We start from the raw sequence: 11,208 nt of genomic DNA on the forward strand, positions 1-11,208 counted from the left end.
CTCACAGGGTGATGGGTTTCAGGACCTCGGGCTCGATCACCTCGACGCCGGGCAACCCGTCGCGCAGGGCCTCGGCCGATTGCTCCAGCAGCGGGAAGGTCTTGTAATGACAGGGGATCACGGTCCTGAAGTCGAAATATTTCCGGGCCGCGAAGGCGGCGCGCTTCATGTCCATGGTGAAATGGCCGCCGGCGCAGAGGATGCCGATGTCGGGCTGGTGATATTCGCCCATCCAGCCCATGTCGGCCATGATGTCGGTATCGCCCGAGACATAGATCACATGGCCCTCGCCCGCGATCATGTAGCCCGATTCGTGGCCCGCATAGACCGGCCCCTCGGGCCCGTCGAGCGAGCTGGAATGGCTGGCATTGACCATCGTGACCTGCGCGCCGCCCAGATCGACGGTGCCGCCCTTGTTGAAGCCGATCCCCTCGATCCCGTGGCGGTTCTGCCAGAAATTGATCAGGTCATAGATGCCGGCGGCGGGGATCTTCAGTTCCTTGGCGATGGCAAGCGTGTCGCCGCTATGGTCGCCATGGCCATGGGTCAGCAGGATATGGGTGGCGCCCCGGATCGCCTCGTCGCGCCGGTCCTCGGGGAAGACGGGGTTTCCCGACAGCCAGGGGTCGATCAGGATGACGGCATCCTCGATTTCCAGCCGGAAGCCGGAATGTCCAAGCCAGGTCAGTTTCATCGCTGCCTCCACAAATCGCGTTCGGGGGCAGGTTAGCGGCAGGCGGCGCGGCTGACCAGCGGGGCGGGGCGCCTAATGGTCGTCGTGGGCGTGGTCGCAGTCGATGACGAAGCGCTTGTCGCAATAGCCGCATTCGACCCAGCCGGTGTCGCGCGGGATCGGCAGCCAGACGCGCGGATGGCCAAGGCCCGCCGCCTCGTCGCCGTCGCAGGCGACCTTCCAGCTGGTCACGATCTGGGTTTCGGGCGCGGCGTGTTCCGGGCGGGCAGCGGTCATGGCGGTTCCTTGAGCTTTGACGCGAAACGCGGGATATGTCGGGCTGCGATATTAGCCGGAGGACAGGCCGGATGCCAGACGGATCGACAGCCAGGAACGCCATCCAGATCACGGGTTTGCGGAAGACCTATGCGGCCAGCGGCAACGCGCCCGCGAAACAGGCCCTGAAGGGCATCGACCTGGCGATCCCCGCCGGCTGCATCTTCGGGCTTCTGGGGCCGAACGGGGCGGGGAAATCGACGCTGATCAACATCCTTGCGGGGCTGGTCAACAAGAGCGCCGGGCATGTCACGATCTGGGGCTTCGACCAGGACGTGAACCCGCGCCAGTCCCGCGCCGCCATCGGGGTGATGCCGCAGGAGTTGAACATGGACCCGTTCTTCACCCCGCGCGCCAGCCTGGAGGTTCAGGCGGGGCTCTATGGCGTGCCCAAGCGCGAACGCTGGACGGACGAGCTGCTGGAGTTGGTCGGGCTGACCGACCAGGCCGAGGCCTATGCCCGCAACCTGTCGGGCGGCATGAAGCGGCGGCTGCTGCTGGCCAAGGCGCTGGTCCACCGCCCGCAGATCCTGGTGCTGGACGAGCCGACCGCCGGCGTGGACATCACCCTGCGAGAGATGCTGTGGGCCAATGTGCGCAAGCTGAACCGGCAGGGCATGACCATCATCCTGACCACGCATTACCTGGAGGAAGCCGAACAGATGTGCGACGAGATCGCCATCATCAACCATGGCGAGCTGGTCGTGCGGCAGGCGACGCGCGCGCTGCTGGGCGGGATGGACGGCAAGACGCTGGTGATCGACGCGGGCGGCCGGGTCGCCCTGCCCGCGCTGCCCGAGGGCGCCCGGCCGGAATGGCGCGCCGACGGGCGGCTGGCGATCAGCTATCCGCCCTCGCGCATCCGGGCCGATGCGCTGCTGGATGCGCTGCGCGGCGCGGGCGTGCCGATCCTGGACGTGGCCAGCGAGCAGCCCGACCTGGAGGATGTCTTCGTCGAGATGACGCGGGGCTGAGGCTGACGGGGGGCCGAACCTGACGCGGGGCTGAGACCGGCCTCGCCGCCCGTCAGCCCGGCCGCGACAGCATCGGCCCCATGAGCCGCCCGCCCAGGATGTGCAGGTGGAAATGCGGCACCTCCTGCACGCCATGTTCGCCGGTATTGGTGATGGCGCGGAAGCCCTGGCCGCCGCTTTCCGGCCCGATCCCCTCCATCGCCACCACCTGGGCACACAGCCGGGTGAAGCCGACGATCTCGGCATCCGAGGCATTGGCCGCGAAATCGTCATAGCTGACATAGCGCCCCTTCGGGATCACCAGCACATGGCTGGGCGCCTGCGGGCGGATGTCGCGGAAGGCCAGCGCGTGGTCGTTCTGGGCGACGGTATCGTTCGGGATCTCGCCGCGCAGGATCTTCGCGAAGATGTTGTTGTCGTCATAGGCGGGTGCCATCGGCGGGTCCTTTCCTCAGTCGTCGAAAAGATGCGGGATCTGCGCCAGATCATGCGCGGATTCGGGGGCGATATCCAGGAAGCGCTGGATCGCCTGGGCATTCTGCTGGGCGGACCGGCCGGGCGCGATCACCTCGAAACGGTTGAATTCCATGTCGCGCAGCCGCTCGGCCTCGTGTTCCAGGTCGTCGCGCACCACCGGCAGCAGCCGGGCCACGACCTCGGGCGGGGTGGTGGCACCGGCAAGCCCGATCCGCGACATGTGGCCGCGCAGGTAGTCGTCGTCGAAGGGGCTGTCGACGAACAGGATCCGCGTCTCGGCCCGGTCCGAGGCGAAATCCGCGATCAGCGACAGCGCCGAGGGGTCCAGGCACAGCACCAGCTGCTGCGATTCCAGCTGGTCGAACAGCATCTTGACCACTGCCCGCCGGTGCCGCTGCCGCTTGTCCAGCGACGAGGCGACCCCGCCCATGTCGGGCAGGTTGGCCTCCAGCTCGTTGAAGACGTAATCGACGGCGGGAATCTCGGTCAGTTCGCGGATGGCCTGGGTCAGGCGCTTGGCGACATGCCATTTCTTCGCGACGATCAGGTGGACGATGCGTGACCGGCCCAGGCTGCCCTCGGTTTCCCAGAAGCGCGGCGCGAAGCGGCGGCCGACGCGGCCGCGCCCGGTCAGGAAGCGGAACAGCCGCGGCCCCTCGTCCGAGATCGGGAACTGCGCGCCCGTCGTCTGCCACAGCGCCCCCAGCCGCTCGCGCAGCTCCAGCGCCTCGGGGCTGATCTTGCGCGCGAACAGATAGTCCTGGCGCAGCAGCAGGTCGAAATGGTCGTTATACAGCGTCACCGGCATCCCGTAATCGGTGAACATCAGGAAGGTCAGCGTGCGGGTGCGAATCTCGCGCCGGGGCACCAGATGGGCGACCAGCGTCTGGAAGAAGGTCTCGTCCGGGATCCAGGTGCCGGCGAAGAAGCGCATCACGTCGGGGCGCGCGTCGCAGAAGCCCAGCACGCGCTCGACCGTGTCGCGGCGCAGGCACCACCATTGCGACCCGATCATCACCTGCAGGTCGGCCGGGATGGCGCGTTGCAGGCCCAGGCGGCGCTGCAGGTTCATGTTGGCATAGAACAGCGCCTTCTGCTTGCGCTCGTTGAACCAGTGCCGATAGATCAGCCGCTCGGCCTTGATGCCGGTCTTGATCCAGTCGCTGGCGAAGAAATCGAAGCTCTCGATGAAGTCGCAATCCTCGGCATCCAGGAAATCATGCGCATATTCGGCCGATTTCACCGGCATGCAGTCGCCCGACAGCATGTAGAAATGCGTCGCCTGCGGAAAGGCGTCGGCGGCCGCGCGCAGCGCCTCCAGCGTGGCGGCGACCAGCGACCATTCGCCCCAGCCGCATTTCATCCGCTTGCGCACGAATGTCACGCCGGGATCGCCGGCCAGCGTCATGCGGATGGTGCGGAAATCCTCGGCGCTGGCGCGGGCGTCGAAATGGATCGAGACATAGTCGCCCGAGGCCGTCAGCCGCCGCGCCTGCGCGATCACCCCCTCGGGGTCCTTGTGGGTCAGCAGGATGAAGGCGATGCGGGCCATGGCTTCAGGGAAAATCCTGACAATTGAAATCAATGCGACGGAGGGCGTTGATAAACGCGCGCCGATTTGCTTTTTGTCTCTAGCAATTTTCAACGCACGGGCAAGCCGTTCGGTCGGATACGGCCCCCCGGATGGCGCTTTGCCGGACTAGTGGAAGGTAAGACAGGATGGCATTTCCCGGCGTCTGGATGACCGAAAGCGAAAGCATGATCTATCGGGTGGTGCCGAAATGCGCCTGCTCGACCATCGGGCAGATCATGTTCTATTCGGATCATGGCCGGTTCTACGACGGCGACATCCACGATTCGACCGAAGGGCTGCACAAATGGTCCCAGGACCACAGCCAGCAGGCGATCGAGGCGGCGGTGCGCAAGGGCAAGGCGCCCAGCTTCACGGTGGTGCGCAATCCCTATGCGCGGATCCTGTCCTCGTTCTTCGACAAGATCGCCGGCATCCAGCGCAACGGCCGCCGCTATCGCGGCAACCTGGTGCCGCAGCTGACCCAGCGCTACGGTATCGACGTGGGCAGCCCGGAAAACGGCTTCGATTTCGACCAGGTGGCCAGCTTCCGCCGCTTCCTGCTGTTCGCCCGCGACACCATCCGCTGGCGCCGCCCGATGGAGCCGGACATCCACTGGTCGGCCATGTCGGGCCATATCTCGACCTTCATCGTCAATGGCGGCCATTACGACCAGATCTTCTTCACCGAGACCTTCAACGACGGGATGCGCAAGCTTCTGGACATGGCCCGGACGCCGGTGCCGGTCGATCTGGCCGCGGTGCCGCGCTTCAACGAATCCGAAGGCCACGGCCCCAAGCGCGCCCACAAGGTCAGCGATTATTTCGACGACCTGTCGCGGCACCTGATCTGGGAGATCTACAAGGACGATTTCCAGCTGTTCCGCTATGATTTCGACGACCCGGACAACAAGCTGCCCATCGGCGAGATCGACCTGGACGAGGTTCACGCCAAGCTGGGCCGCTGACGGCAAAAAGGGCGGCGCCGGCGCCGCCCCTTCCCCGTCAGCGGGGTGCCGTCACTCCAGATGGCTTTCCATGAACCACAGGTCCTTGTCCGCCACCCGCGAGGCGGCGGTGAAGATGTCGGCGGTGTCGGCATCGCCCGCCTCGTCCGTGGCATCGATGGCGGCGCGCAGCTTCTCTCCGTGATCGCGCATCCGCGCGCAGATCTCGCGGATATGGTCGGCGGATTTCGTCAGGTCGGTCGGATAGGCCTTCAGCGTGCTGGTCTTGGCGACCACCTCGGCGGTTCCCTCGGCCACGCCGTCCAGCTGCTGCACGCGCTCGGCGAAGATGTCCAGATGCTCTTGCAGGTTGGCATGGACGCTGTCGAACAGCTCATGCACGGCGATGAAGTTCGGCCCCTTCACGTTCCAATGCGCCTGCTTCACCGCCAGGGCCAGCGCCAGCCCATCGGCCAGCCGGGCGTTCAGCTCGGAAATCGCGGTCTTGCGGGCATTGTCGGTCAGCCCCTTGATATTGACGGCCATGATCGTCCCCTTTCTCGGAATTTCGACAGACCAACCCGCCCGGCCGCGCGCGGTTCCCGCAGGCATGGCCGACTTGCGCCGGCCGCATGGGCACCCAACGGAAAACGGCGCCTTCCAGGAAGGCGCCGTTTCCGAATGCCGTTGATCGGCGAGGGCCTGCCCGAAGGATCAGAGCGCGCCCTTGATGAAGGTCACCGCATCGCCGACGGTCTGGATGGTTTCGGCGGCATCGTCCGGGATCTCGATGCCGAACTCCTCTTCGAAAGCCATGACCAGTTCGACGGTGTCGAGGCTGTCGGCGCCCAGATCGTCGATGAACGAGGCGGATTCGACCACCTTGTCCTCGTCCACGCCCAGATGCTCAACCACGATCTTCTTCACGCGATCAGCGATATCGCTCATGTCATATCCTCACATTCGCGGGCATCCGCCCAATTTTTGCGCAAGCCATGGGCCTGCCTCAGCACAGGGCGGTTTCCCTGCTGCTAAGCGCGGGGATATAGCACCGATAAGCCGTCATGCAACCGCTTTTCAATGCTTTTACCCAGCACAGTTGCGCCGGCGCACAGCCGGTCAGATCATCGCCATGCCGCCATTCACATGCAGCGTGGCGCCGGTGACATAGCCCGCCTCGGCGCTGGACAGATACAGGACCGCGGCCGCGATGTCCTCGGGCCGGCCCATCTGCCCGGCCGGGATCTGGGTCAGGATCTTCGCCTTCTGCTCCTCGTTCAGCTTGCCGGTCATCGCGGTCTCGACAAAGCCGGGGGCCACGCAATTGACGGTGATGCCGCGGCTGGCGACCTCATGGGCAAGGCTCTTCGACATGCCGACCAGCCCGGCCTTGGCGGCGGCATAGTTGCCCTGCCCCGGATTGCCCGTGGCGCCCACGACCGAGGTGATGTTGACGATCCGCCCCCAGCGAGCCTTCATCATCCCGCGCAGCACCGCGCGGCTCAGGCGGAACACGCTGGTCAGGTTCACCTCCAGCACCTGCGCCCATTCCTCGTCGGACATGCGCATGAACAGGTTGTCCCGCGTGATCCCGGCATTGTTGACCAGGATATCGACCGAGCCCATCGCCTCGGCCGCCGCCTTCGGCAGCGCCAGCACCGATTCCGCATCCGACAGGTTCGCGGGCACCACATGGGCGCGCGCGCCCAAGGCTTCGGCCAGTTCCCGCAGCGGCGCCTCGCGCGTGCCCGACAGGGCGACCGTCGCCCCCGCCGCGTGCAGCGCCCCGGCGATCGCGCCGCCGATGCCCCCCGATGCGCCCGTCACCAGCGCGTTCCGTCCGGTCAGATCGAACATGACTGCCCCTTCTTCGTTGTCCAAATACCCAAAAGACCCGCTCAGCCCTTCAGCGCCGCGATATCCACCGGCACGCCGACATTCCTGACCACCGCATCCCTGGCGATGCGCTTGATCATGCCCGACAGCGCCTTGCCCGCGCCGATCTCCCAGAACTCGACCACGCCGGCGCCGGCCATGTTGGCGATCGATTCGCGCCAGCGCACGGTGCCGGTCACCTGCTCGACCAGCAGGCGGCGGATGGCGCCGGGCTCGATCACCGCCTCGGCGCGGACATTGGCGATCAGCGGCACGGCGGGCGGCTGGATGTCGACCCCGGCCAGGGCCTCGGCCATCACCGCCGCCGCCGGCTGCATCAGCACCGAATGGAACGGGGCCGAGACCGGCAGCATCAGCGCCCGCTTGGCGCCCGCCTCCTTCAGCGCGGCGGCGGCGCGCTCGACCGCCTCCTTGTGCCCCGAGATCACCACCTGCCCCGGATCGTTGTCATTGGCCGCCTGCACGACCTCGTCGCCCGCCACCTCGCGCGCGATGCGGTCCACCGTCTCGAAATCCAGCCCCAGGATCGCGGCCATCGCCCCCTGCCCGACCGGCACCGCCTCCTGCATCGCCTGCCCGCGCAGCCGCAGAAGCTGCGCGGTATCGGCCAGGGTCAGCGCCCCGGCGGCGCAGAGCGCGGAATATTCCCCCAGCGAATGGCCGGCGACGAAATTCGCGTCCAGGATGTTGAACCCCTCGGCCTCCAGCGCCCGGAAGGCCGCCATTGAGGTGGCCATCAGCGCCGGCTGGGCGTTCTGGGTCAGGGTCAGGGTCTCGATATCGCCGTCCCAGATCAGCGCCGACAGGCTTTCACCCAGCGCCTCGTCCACCTCGTCGAAGACATCGCGCGCCGCCGGATAGGTTTCGGCCAGTTCGCGCCCCATGCCCACGGTCTGCGCCCCCTGTCCCGGAAACACGAATGCCCGCATACGAGAACCCCCTCATCATGTGCTTATTGTCGTCCCGGCATATCGCGCAGACCCCGCCACCGCAACCGAACCGCGCCGGATGCGGCACGAAAAAGGGGGCCCGAAGGCCCCCGATCCGTCCGTCTGCCGGCAGGGACAAGGTCAGCCGACCAGTTCCAGCCCCGAGAAGAAGAAGGCGATTTCCTGCGCGGCGGTTTCCGGCGCGTCCGAGCCGTGGACCGAGTTCTCGCCGACCGACAGGGCGAATTCCTTGCGGATCGTGCCGGGGGCCGCGTCGGCCGGGTTGGTCGCGCCCATCACTTCGCGGTTCTTCGCGATGGCGCCCTCGCCTTCCAGGACCTGCACGACGACGGGTTCCGAGGCCATGAATTCCACCAGTTCGCCATAGAAGGGGCGCTCCTTGTGGACCTCGTAGAACTTGCCGGCCTGTTCCGGCGACAGCTTGATGCGCTTCTGCGCGATGATGCGCAGGCCCGCATCCTCGAACTTGGCGTTGATCTTGCCGGTCAGGTTGCGCTTGGTGGCGTCGGGCTTGATGATCGAGAGAGTGCGTTCGATGGCCATGGCTTTACCTTCATCCTTAGCGGCGGGCAAAGCCCGCCATGTCGATTTGCGCCGCCCGGTTAACAGGCTTGGCCGCGCCCGGCAAGCAGCGCCGCGCACAGGCGTTCGGAAGCGGATTTGAACGGATGTGATTTCGCGCTATGTCCTTTCGCGATTCCGACATAAATCTGTTCTATTCTTCGCCCGATCAATCAGGGGTGCCGCCGACATGCAGCCGCTTCGCAAGGGTCGCTATCAGGGCCGCCTGGCCGAAACGCCCACCGATCTCCGTGCCGCCCAACGCCTGCGCTGGCTGTGCTTCGTCGCGCGCAACGGCACGGCCGAGGATGACGGCACGCTGGTCGACGCCGACCACATGGACGCCGACTGCCGCCACATGCTGGTCGAGGAGATCGCGACCGGCCGGCTGGTCTGCACCTTCCGCTTCCTGCCCCTGGCCGGCGGGCACGAGATCGGGCGCAGCTATTCGGCGCAGCATTACAACCTGGCCTGCCTGGAAAGCTTTGAAGGCCCGATGGTCGAGATGGGGCGCTTCTGCATCCACCCGGAATGGCGCGACCCCAACATCCTGCGCATCGCCTGGGCGGCGATGACCCGCTTCGTGGACGAAAACGGCACCCGGCTGCTGTTCGGCTGCTCCAGCTTCATCGGGACCGAGCCCGACGCCCATGCCGAGGCCTTCGCCATGCTGAAGGAACGCCACCTGGCGCCGCGCCGCTGGCTGCCGCGCGTCAAGGCGCCCAACGTGTTCCGCTTCGCCCGCGCGCTGGCCCGCCGCCAGCCCGATCCGCGCCGCGCCATGGCCGCGATGCCGCCGCTGTTGCGCAGCTACCTGGCCATGGGCGGCTGGGTCAGCGACCATGCGGTGGTCGATCCGGCGCTGAAGACCATGCATGTCTTCACCGGGGTCGAGATCGGCACCATTCCCGATTCGCGAAAGCGCCTGCTGCGCGCGGATGCGCTGTGACGGCAGGCAACCCGCGGATTTTCTGATCGCCCGGCGGGCAGAACGCGGCCGCAGGCTTCGCCGACTGCCCGCGTTTTGACCCTTCAGCACATGATTTGCGCAGAACCGCCGGCACTGCCCGGATTGCGGGCATCCGGCCCCGGTGCCGCGATTGACCTTCCCCGGAGCCCGCCGCCCTGATGGGGGCATGTTCGACATGGGCGCCACCGGAATGATGCAGCGAAGCCGCGGAGCGGCGATGGTCCGCCTCGGGTCGCGCGGGCTTGTCGATCTTGCGCAATCGGGCTCGGCCAAGGCGATGCTGCCGCGCGTGACGGCCGGCCTGCCCGAGATCGTCTTCCTGAACACCTCGGGCGGGCTGGCGGCGGGCGACCGGCTGGAACTTGGCCTTGCGCTGGCGCCCGGCACCCGCGCCCTGGCCACCACCCAGACGGCCGAGCGCGCCTATCGCGCCGAAGGGGCGCCCGCCCAGGTCTCGGTCCGCCTGTCGGTGGGCGAGGGCGGCTGGCTGGACTGGCTGCCGCAAGAAACGATCCTGTTCGACGGCGCGAAACTCATGCGCGACACCAGCGTCGACCTGGCCCCCGGCGCCGGCTGCCTGCTGCTGGAGATGATCGTGCTGGGCCGGCTGGCCATGGGCGAGCGCCTGTCGCGCCTGGATCTGCGCGACCGCCGCAGCGTCCGGCAGGCCGGCTGGATCGTCCATCACGATGCCTTCGCGCTTGACGATGCCGGGCTGCCGCGCCTGTCCGGCCCGGCCATGCTGGGCGGGGCGCGGGCGATGGCGACGCTGGCGATGATCGCGCCCCACGCGCCCGACCTGCTGGCCCGCGCCCGTGCCGTCCTCGACGAGCCCGGCGTGACCGGGGCGGCCAGCGCGCCGCCCGGCCGGCTGGTCCTGCGGCTGCTGGCCGATGACGGCTGGCCCCTGCGCCGCCAGGTCAACCGGCTGCTGGCGGCGCTGCGCCCCGACCCCCTTCCCCGCATCTGGCAGGTCTGACGATGAACCTAACCCCCCGTGAACGCGAGAAGCTGCTGGTCTCGCTCGCCGCGATGGTCGCCCGCAACCGGCTGGCGCGCGGCGTCAAGCTGAACCATCCCGAAGCCATCGCGCTGATCTCCGATTTCGTGGTCGAGGGCGCGCGCGACGGCCGCTCGGTCGCCGAGCTGATGCAGGCGGGCGCGCATGTCGTCAATGCTGGCCAATGCATGTCCGGCGTGCCCCAGATGATCGAATCGGTGCAGGTCGAAGCCACCTTTCCCGACGGAACGAAGCTCGTCACCGTCCATCACCCGATCCGCCACGAGGACTGAATGAAAAGATTTTCTATCTTCGCCGTCGCCACGCTTCTGCCGCAGATGGCGCTGGCCCATCCCGGCCATGACCAGGGGCAATTCCTGGGCGGGCTGACCCATCCCGTCGGCGGGGCCGACCACCTGCTGGCCATGGCCGCGCTTGGCCTGCTGGCCGCGCAGATCGGCAAGCGCGCACTGTGGGCGCTGCCCATGGCCTTCGTCGGCGCGATGGTCGCGGGCGGGCTTGCCGGCTGGGCCGGGCTGCCCTTCCCCGGCGTCGAGCCGATGATCCTCGCCTCGGTGGTGATCCTGGGCGCGCTGGTCGCGATGGCGGCGCGACTGCCGCTGGCGGTGCTGGTGCCGGGCGTGGCGGTCTTCGGCTTCGCCCATGGCTGGGCGCATGGCGCGGAAGGGCCGGCGCATGGGCTGGTCCCCTATGCCCTCGGCTTCGCCATCGCCACCATGGCGCTGCATCTGGCGGGGATCGGCATCGGCCGGCTGCTGCAGCGCGGCACCCTGCTGCGCGGGCTGGGCGGCGGCACCGCGCTGGCCGGTCTCGCCCTGACCTTCGGAGGCTGA

Annotated in this window: 15 protein-coding genes; 6 read left to right on the forward strand and 9 right to left on the reverse strand. The window is 67.5% G+C overall.

Annotation, left to right across the window (positions count from 1 at the left end):
• Position 1: 1 nt before the first annotated feature.
• Together C9E82_RS00895 and C9E82_RS00900 are read right to left on the reverse strand one after the other, a co-directional pair.
• Positions 2-694 (reverse strand): metal-dependent hydrolase, encoded by a 693-nt coding sequence (locus C9E82_RS00895; RefSeq protein ID WP_119900216.1) that lies wholly within the window; start codon positions 692-694, stop codon positions 2-4.
• A 72-nt stretch (positions 695-766) separates the two neighbouring features.
• Positions 767-970 (reverse strand): zinc-finger domain-containing protein, encoded by a 204-nt coding sequence (locus C9E82_RS00900; protein ID WP_119900217.1) that lies wholly within the window; start codon positions 968-970, stop codon positions 767-769.
• A 71-nt stretch (positions 971-1,041) separates the two neighbouring features.
• On the opposite strand from C9E82_RS00900, the gene C9E82_RS00905 reads away from it, so the two are divergent.
• Complete coding sequence (locus C9E82_RS00905; protein ID WP_119900218.1) at positions 1,042-1,983, forward strand: ABC transporter ATP-binding protein; 942 nt, start codon at positions 1,042-1,044, stop codon at positions 1,981-1,983.
• A 52-nt stretch (positions 1,984-2,035) separates the two neighbouring features.
• Here the strand turns inward: C9E82_RS00905 and C9E82_RS00910 are convergent, their stop codons facing one another.
• The gene (locus C9E82_RS00910; protein WP_119900219.1) at positions 2,036-2,419 is read right to left on the reverse strand and encodes an HIT domain-containing protein; all 384 of its coding nucleotides are present in this window, start codon (positions 2,417-2,419) and stop codon (positions 2,036-2,038) included.
• A gap of 15 nt (positions 2,420-2,434) precedes the next feature.
• Entirely contained in the window at positions 2,435-4,012 is a 1,578-nt protein-coding gene (locus tag C9E82_RS00915; protein WP_119900220.1) for a DUF5928 domain-containing protein, read from the reverse strand.
• 167 nt (positions 4,013-4,179) lie between these two features.
• Between C9E82_RS00915 and C9E82_RS00920 the strand changes: the two genes are divergently transcribed.
• Complete coding sequence (locus tag C9E82_RS00920) at positions 4,180-4,998, forward strand: sulfotransferase family protein (RefSeq protein ID WP_119900221.1); 819 nt, start codon at positions 4,180-4,182, stop codon at positions 4,996-4,998.
• A gap of 51 nt (positions 4,999-5,049) precedes the next feature.
• Here C9E82_RS00920 and dps read toward each other — a convergent pair whose 3' ends face one another.
• From dps to ndk, 5 genes are all read right to left on the reverse strand, one after another.
• Positions 5,050-5,523 carry a DNA starvation/stationary phase protection protein Dps gene (gene dps / locus C9E82_RS00925; protein WP_119900222.1) on the reverse strand — a complete coding sequence of 158 codons (474 nt, stop codon included), beginning with the start codon at positions 5,521-5,523 and terminating at the stop codon, positions 5,050-5,052.
• A gap of 168 nt (positions 5,524-5,691) precedes the next feature.
• Positions 5,692-5,925: an acyl carrier protein gene (locus C9E82_RS00930; RefSeq protein ID WP_119900223.1), complete on the reverse strand. Its 234-nt coding sequence runs from the start codon at positions 5,923-5,925 to the stop codon at positions 5,692-5,694.
• A gap of 171 nt (positions 5,926-6,096) precedes the next feature.
• A complete protein-coding gene (gene fabG, locus C9E82_RS00935; protein ID WP_119900224.1) occupies positions 6,097-6,834 on the reverse strand; it encodes a 3-oxoacyl-ACP reductase FabG in 738 nt (245 codons plus the stop codon).
• 41 nt (positions 6,835-6,875) lie between these two features.
• Positions 6,876-7,802: an ACP S-malonyltransferase gene (gene fabD, locus C9E82_RS00940; protein ID WP_119900225.1), complete on the reverse strand. Its 927-nt coding sequence runs from the start codon at positions 7,800-7,802 to the stop codon at positions 6,876-6,878.
• A 141-nt stretch (positions 7,803-7,943) separates the two neighbouring features.
• Positions 7,944-8,366, reverse strand: a complete 423-nt coding sequence (ndk, locus tag C9E82_RS00945) for a nucleoside-diphosphate kinase (RefSeq protein WP_119900226.1) — start codon at positions 8,364-8,366, stop codon at positions 7,944-7,946.
• Positions 8,367-8,574: 208 nt separating this feature from the next.
• Here ndk and C9E82_RS00950 point away from each other — a divergent pair, with 208 nt between their 5' ends.
• The 4 genes from C9E82_RS00950 (at position 8,575) to C9E82_RS00965 (ending at position 11,208) form a co-directional block, all read left to right on the forward strand.
• Positions 8,575-9,333: a GNAT family N-acetyltransferase gene (locus tag C9E82_RS00950; RefSeq protein ID WP_119900227.1), complete on the forward strand. Its 759-nt coding sequence runs from the start codon at positions 8,575-8,577 to the stop codon at positions 9,331-9,333.
• A 187-nt stretch (positions 9,334-9,520) separates the two neighbouring features.
• Entirely contained in the window at positions 9,521-10,333 is an 813-nt protein-coding gene (locus C9E82_RS00955) for an urease accessory protein UreD (RefSeq protein ID WP_119900228.1), read from the forward strand.
• Positions 10,334-10,335: 2 nt separating this feature from the next.
• The gene (locus C9E82_RS00960; RefSeq protein WP_119900229.1) at positions 10,336-10,647 is read left to right on the forward strand and encodes an urease subunit gamma; all 312 of its coding nucleotides are present in this window, start codon (positions 10,336-10,338) and stop codon (positions 10,645-10,647) included.
• Complete coding sequence (locus C9E82_RS00965; protein WP_119900230.1) at positions 10,648-11,208, forward strand: HupE/UreJ family protein; 561 nt, start codon at positions 10,648-10,650, stop codon at positions 11,206-11,208.

Source organism: Paracoccus sigandri, assembly GCF_003709565.1.
Taxonomy (GTDB): Bacteria; Pseudomonadota; Alphaproteobacteria; order Rhodobacterales; family Rhodobacteraceae; genus Paracoccus; species Paracoccus siganidrum.

What these genes read in the sequence shown, in the direction of transcription:
- C9E82_RS00895 (WP_119900216.1), bottom strand. Translation starts at nt 694, where the DNA reads ATGAAACTGACCTGGCTTGGACATTCCGGCTTCCGGCTGGAAATCGAG.
- C9E82_RS00900 (WP_119900217.1), bottom strand. Translation starts at nt 970, where the DNA reads ATGACCGCTGCCCGCCCGGAACACGCCGCGCCCGAAACCCAGATCGTG.
- C9E82_RS00905 (WP_119900218.1), top strand. Translation starts at nt 1,042, where the DNA reads ATGCCAGACGGATCGACAGCCAGGAACGCCATCCAGATCACGGGTTTG.
- C9E82_RS00910 (WP_119900219.1), bottom strand. Translation starts at nt 2,419, where the DNA reads ATGGCACCCGCCTATGACGACAACAACATCTTCGCGAAGATCCTGCGC.
- C9E82_RS00915 (WP_119900220.1), bottom strand. Translation starts at nt 4,012, where the DNA reads ATGGCCCGCATCGCCTTCATCCTGCTGACCCACAAGGACCCCGAGGGG.
- C9E82_RS00920 (WP_119900221.1), top strand. Translation starts at nt 4,180, where the DNA reads ATGGCATTTCCCGGCGTCTGGATGACCGAAAGCGAAAGCATGATCTAT.
- dps (WP_119900222.1), bottom strand. Translation starts at nt 5,523, where the DNA reads ATGGCCGTCAATATCAAGGGGCTGACCGACAATGCCCGCAAGACCGCG.
- C9E82_RS00930 (WP_119900223.1), bottom strand. Translation starts at nt 5,925, where the DNA reads ATGAGCGATATCGCTGATCGCGTGAAGAAGATCGTGGTTGAGCATCTG.
- fabG (WP_119900224.1), bottom strand. Translation starts at nt 6,834, where the DNA reads ATGTTCGATCTGACCGGACGGAACGCGCTGGTGACGGGCGCATCGGGG.
- fabD (WP_119900225.1), bottom strand. Translation starts at nt 7,802, where the DNA reads ATGCGGGCATTCGTGTTTCCGGGACAGGGGGCGCAGACCGTGGGCATG.
- ndk (WP_119900226.1), bottom strand. Translation starts at nt 8,366, where the DNA reads ATGGCCATCGAACGCACTCTCTCGATCATCAAGCCCGACGCCACCAAG.
- C9E82_RS00950 (WP_119900227.1), top strand. Translation starts at nt 8,575, where the DNA reads ATGCAGCCGCTTCGCAAGGGTCGCTATCAGGGCCGCCTGGCCGAAACG.
- C9E82_RS00955 (WP_119900228.1), top strand. Translation starts at nt 9,521, where the DNA reads ATGTTCGACATGGGCGCCACCGGAATGATGCAGCGAAGCCGCGGAGCG.
- C9E82_RS00960 (WP_119900229.1), top strand. Translation starts at nt 10,336, where the DNA reads ATGAACCTAACCCCCCGTGAACGCGAGAAGCTGCTGGTCTCGCTCGCC.
- C9E82_RS00965 (WP_119900230.1), top strand. Translation starts at nt 10,648, where the DNA reads ATGAAAAGATTTTCTATCTTCGCCGTCGCCACGCTTCTGCCGCAGATG.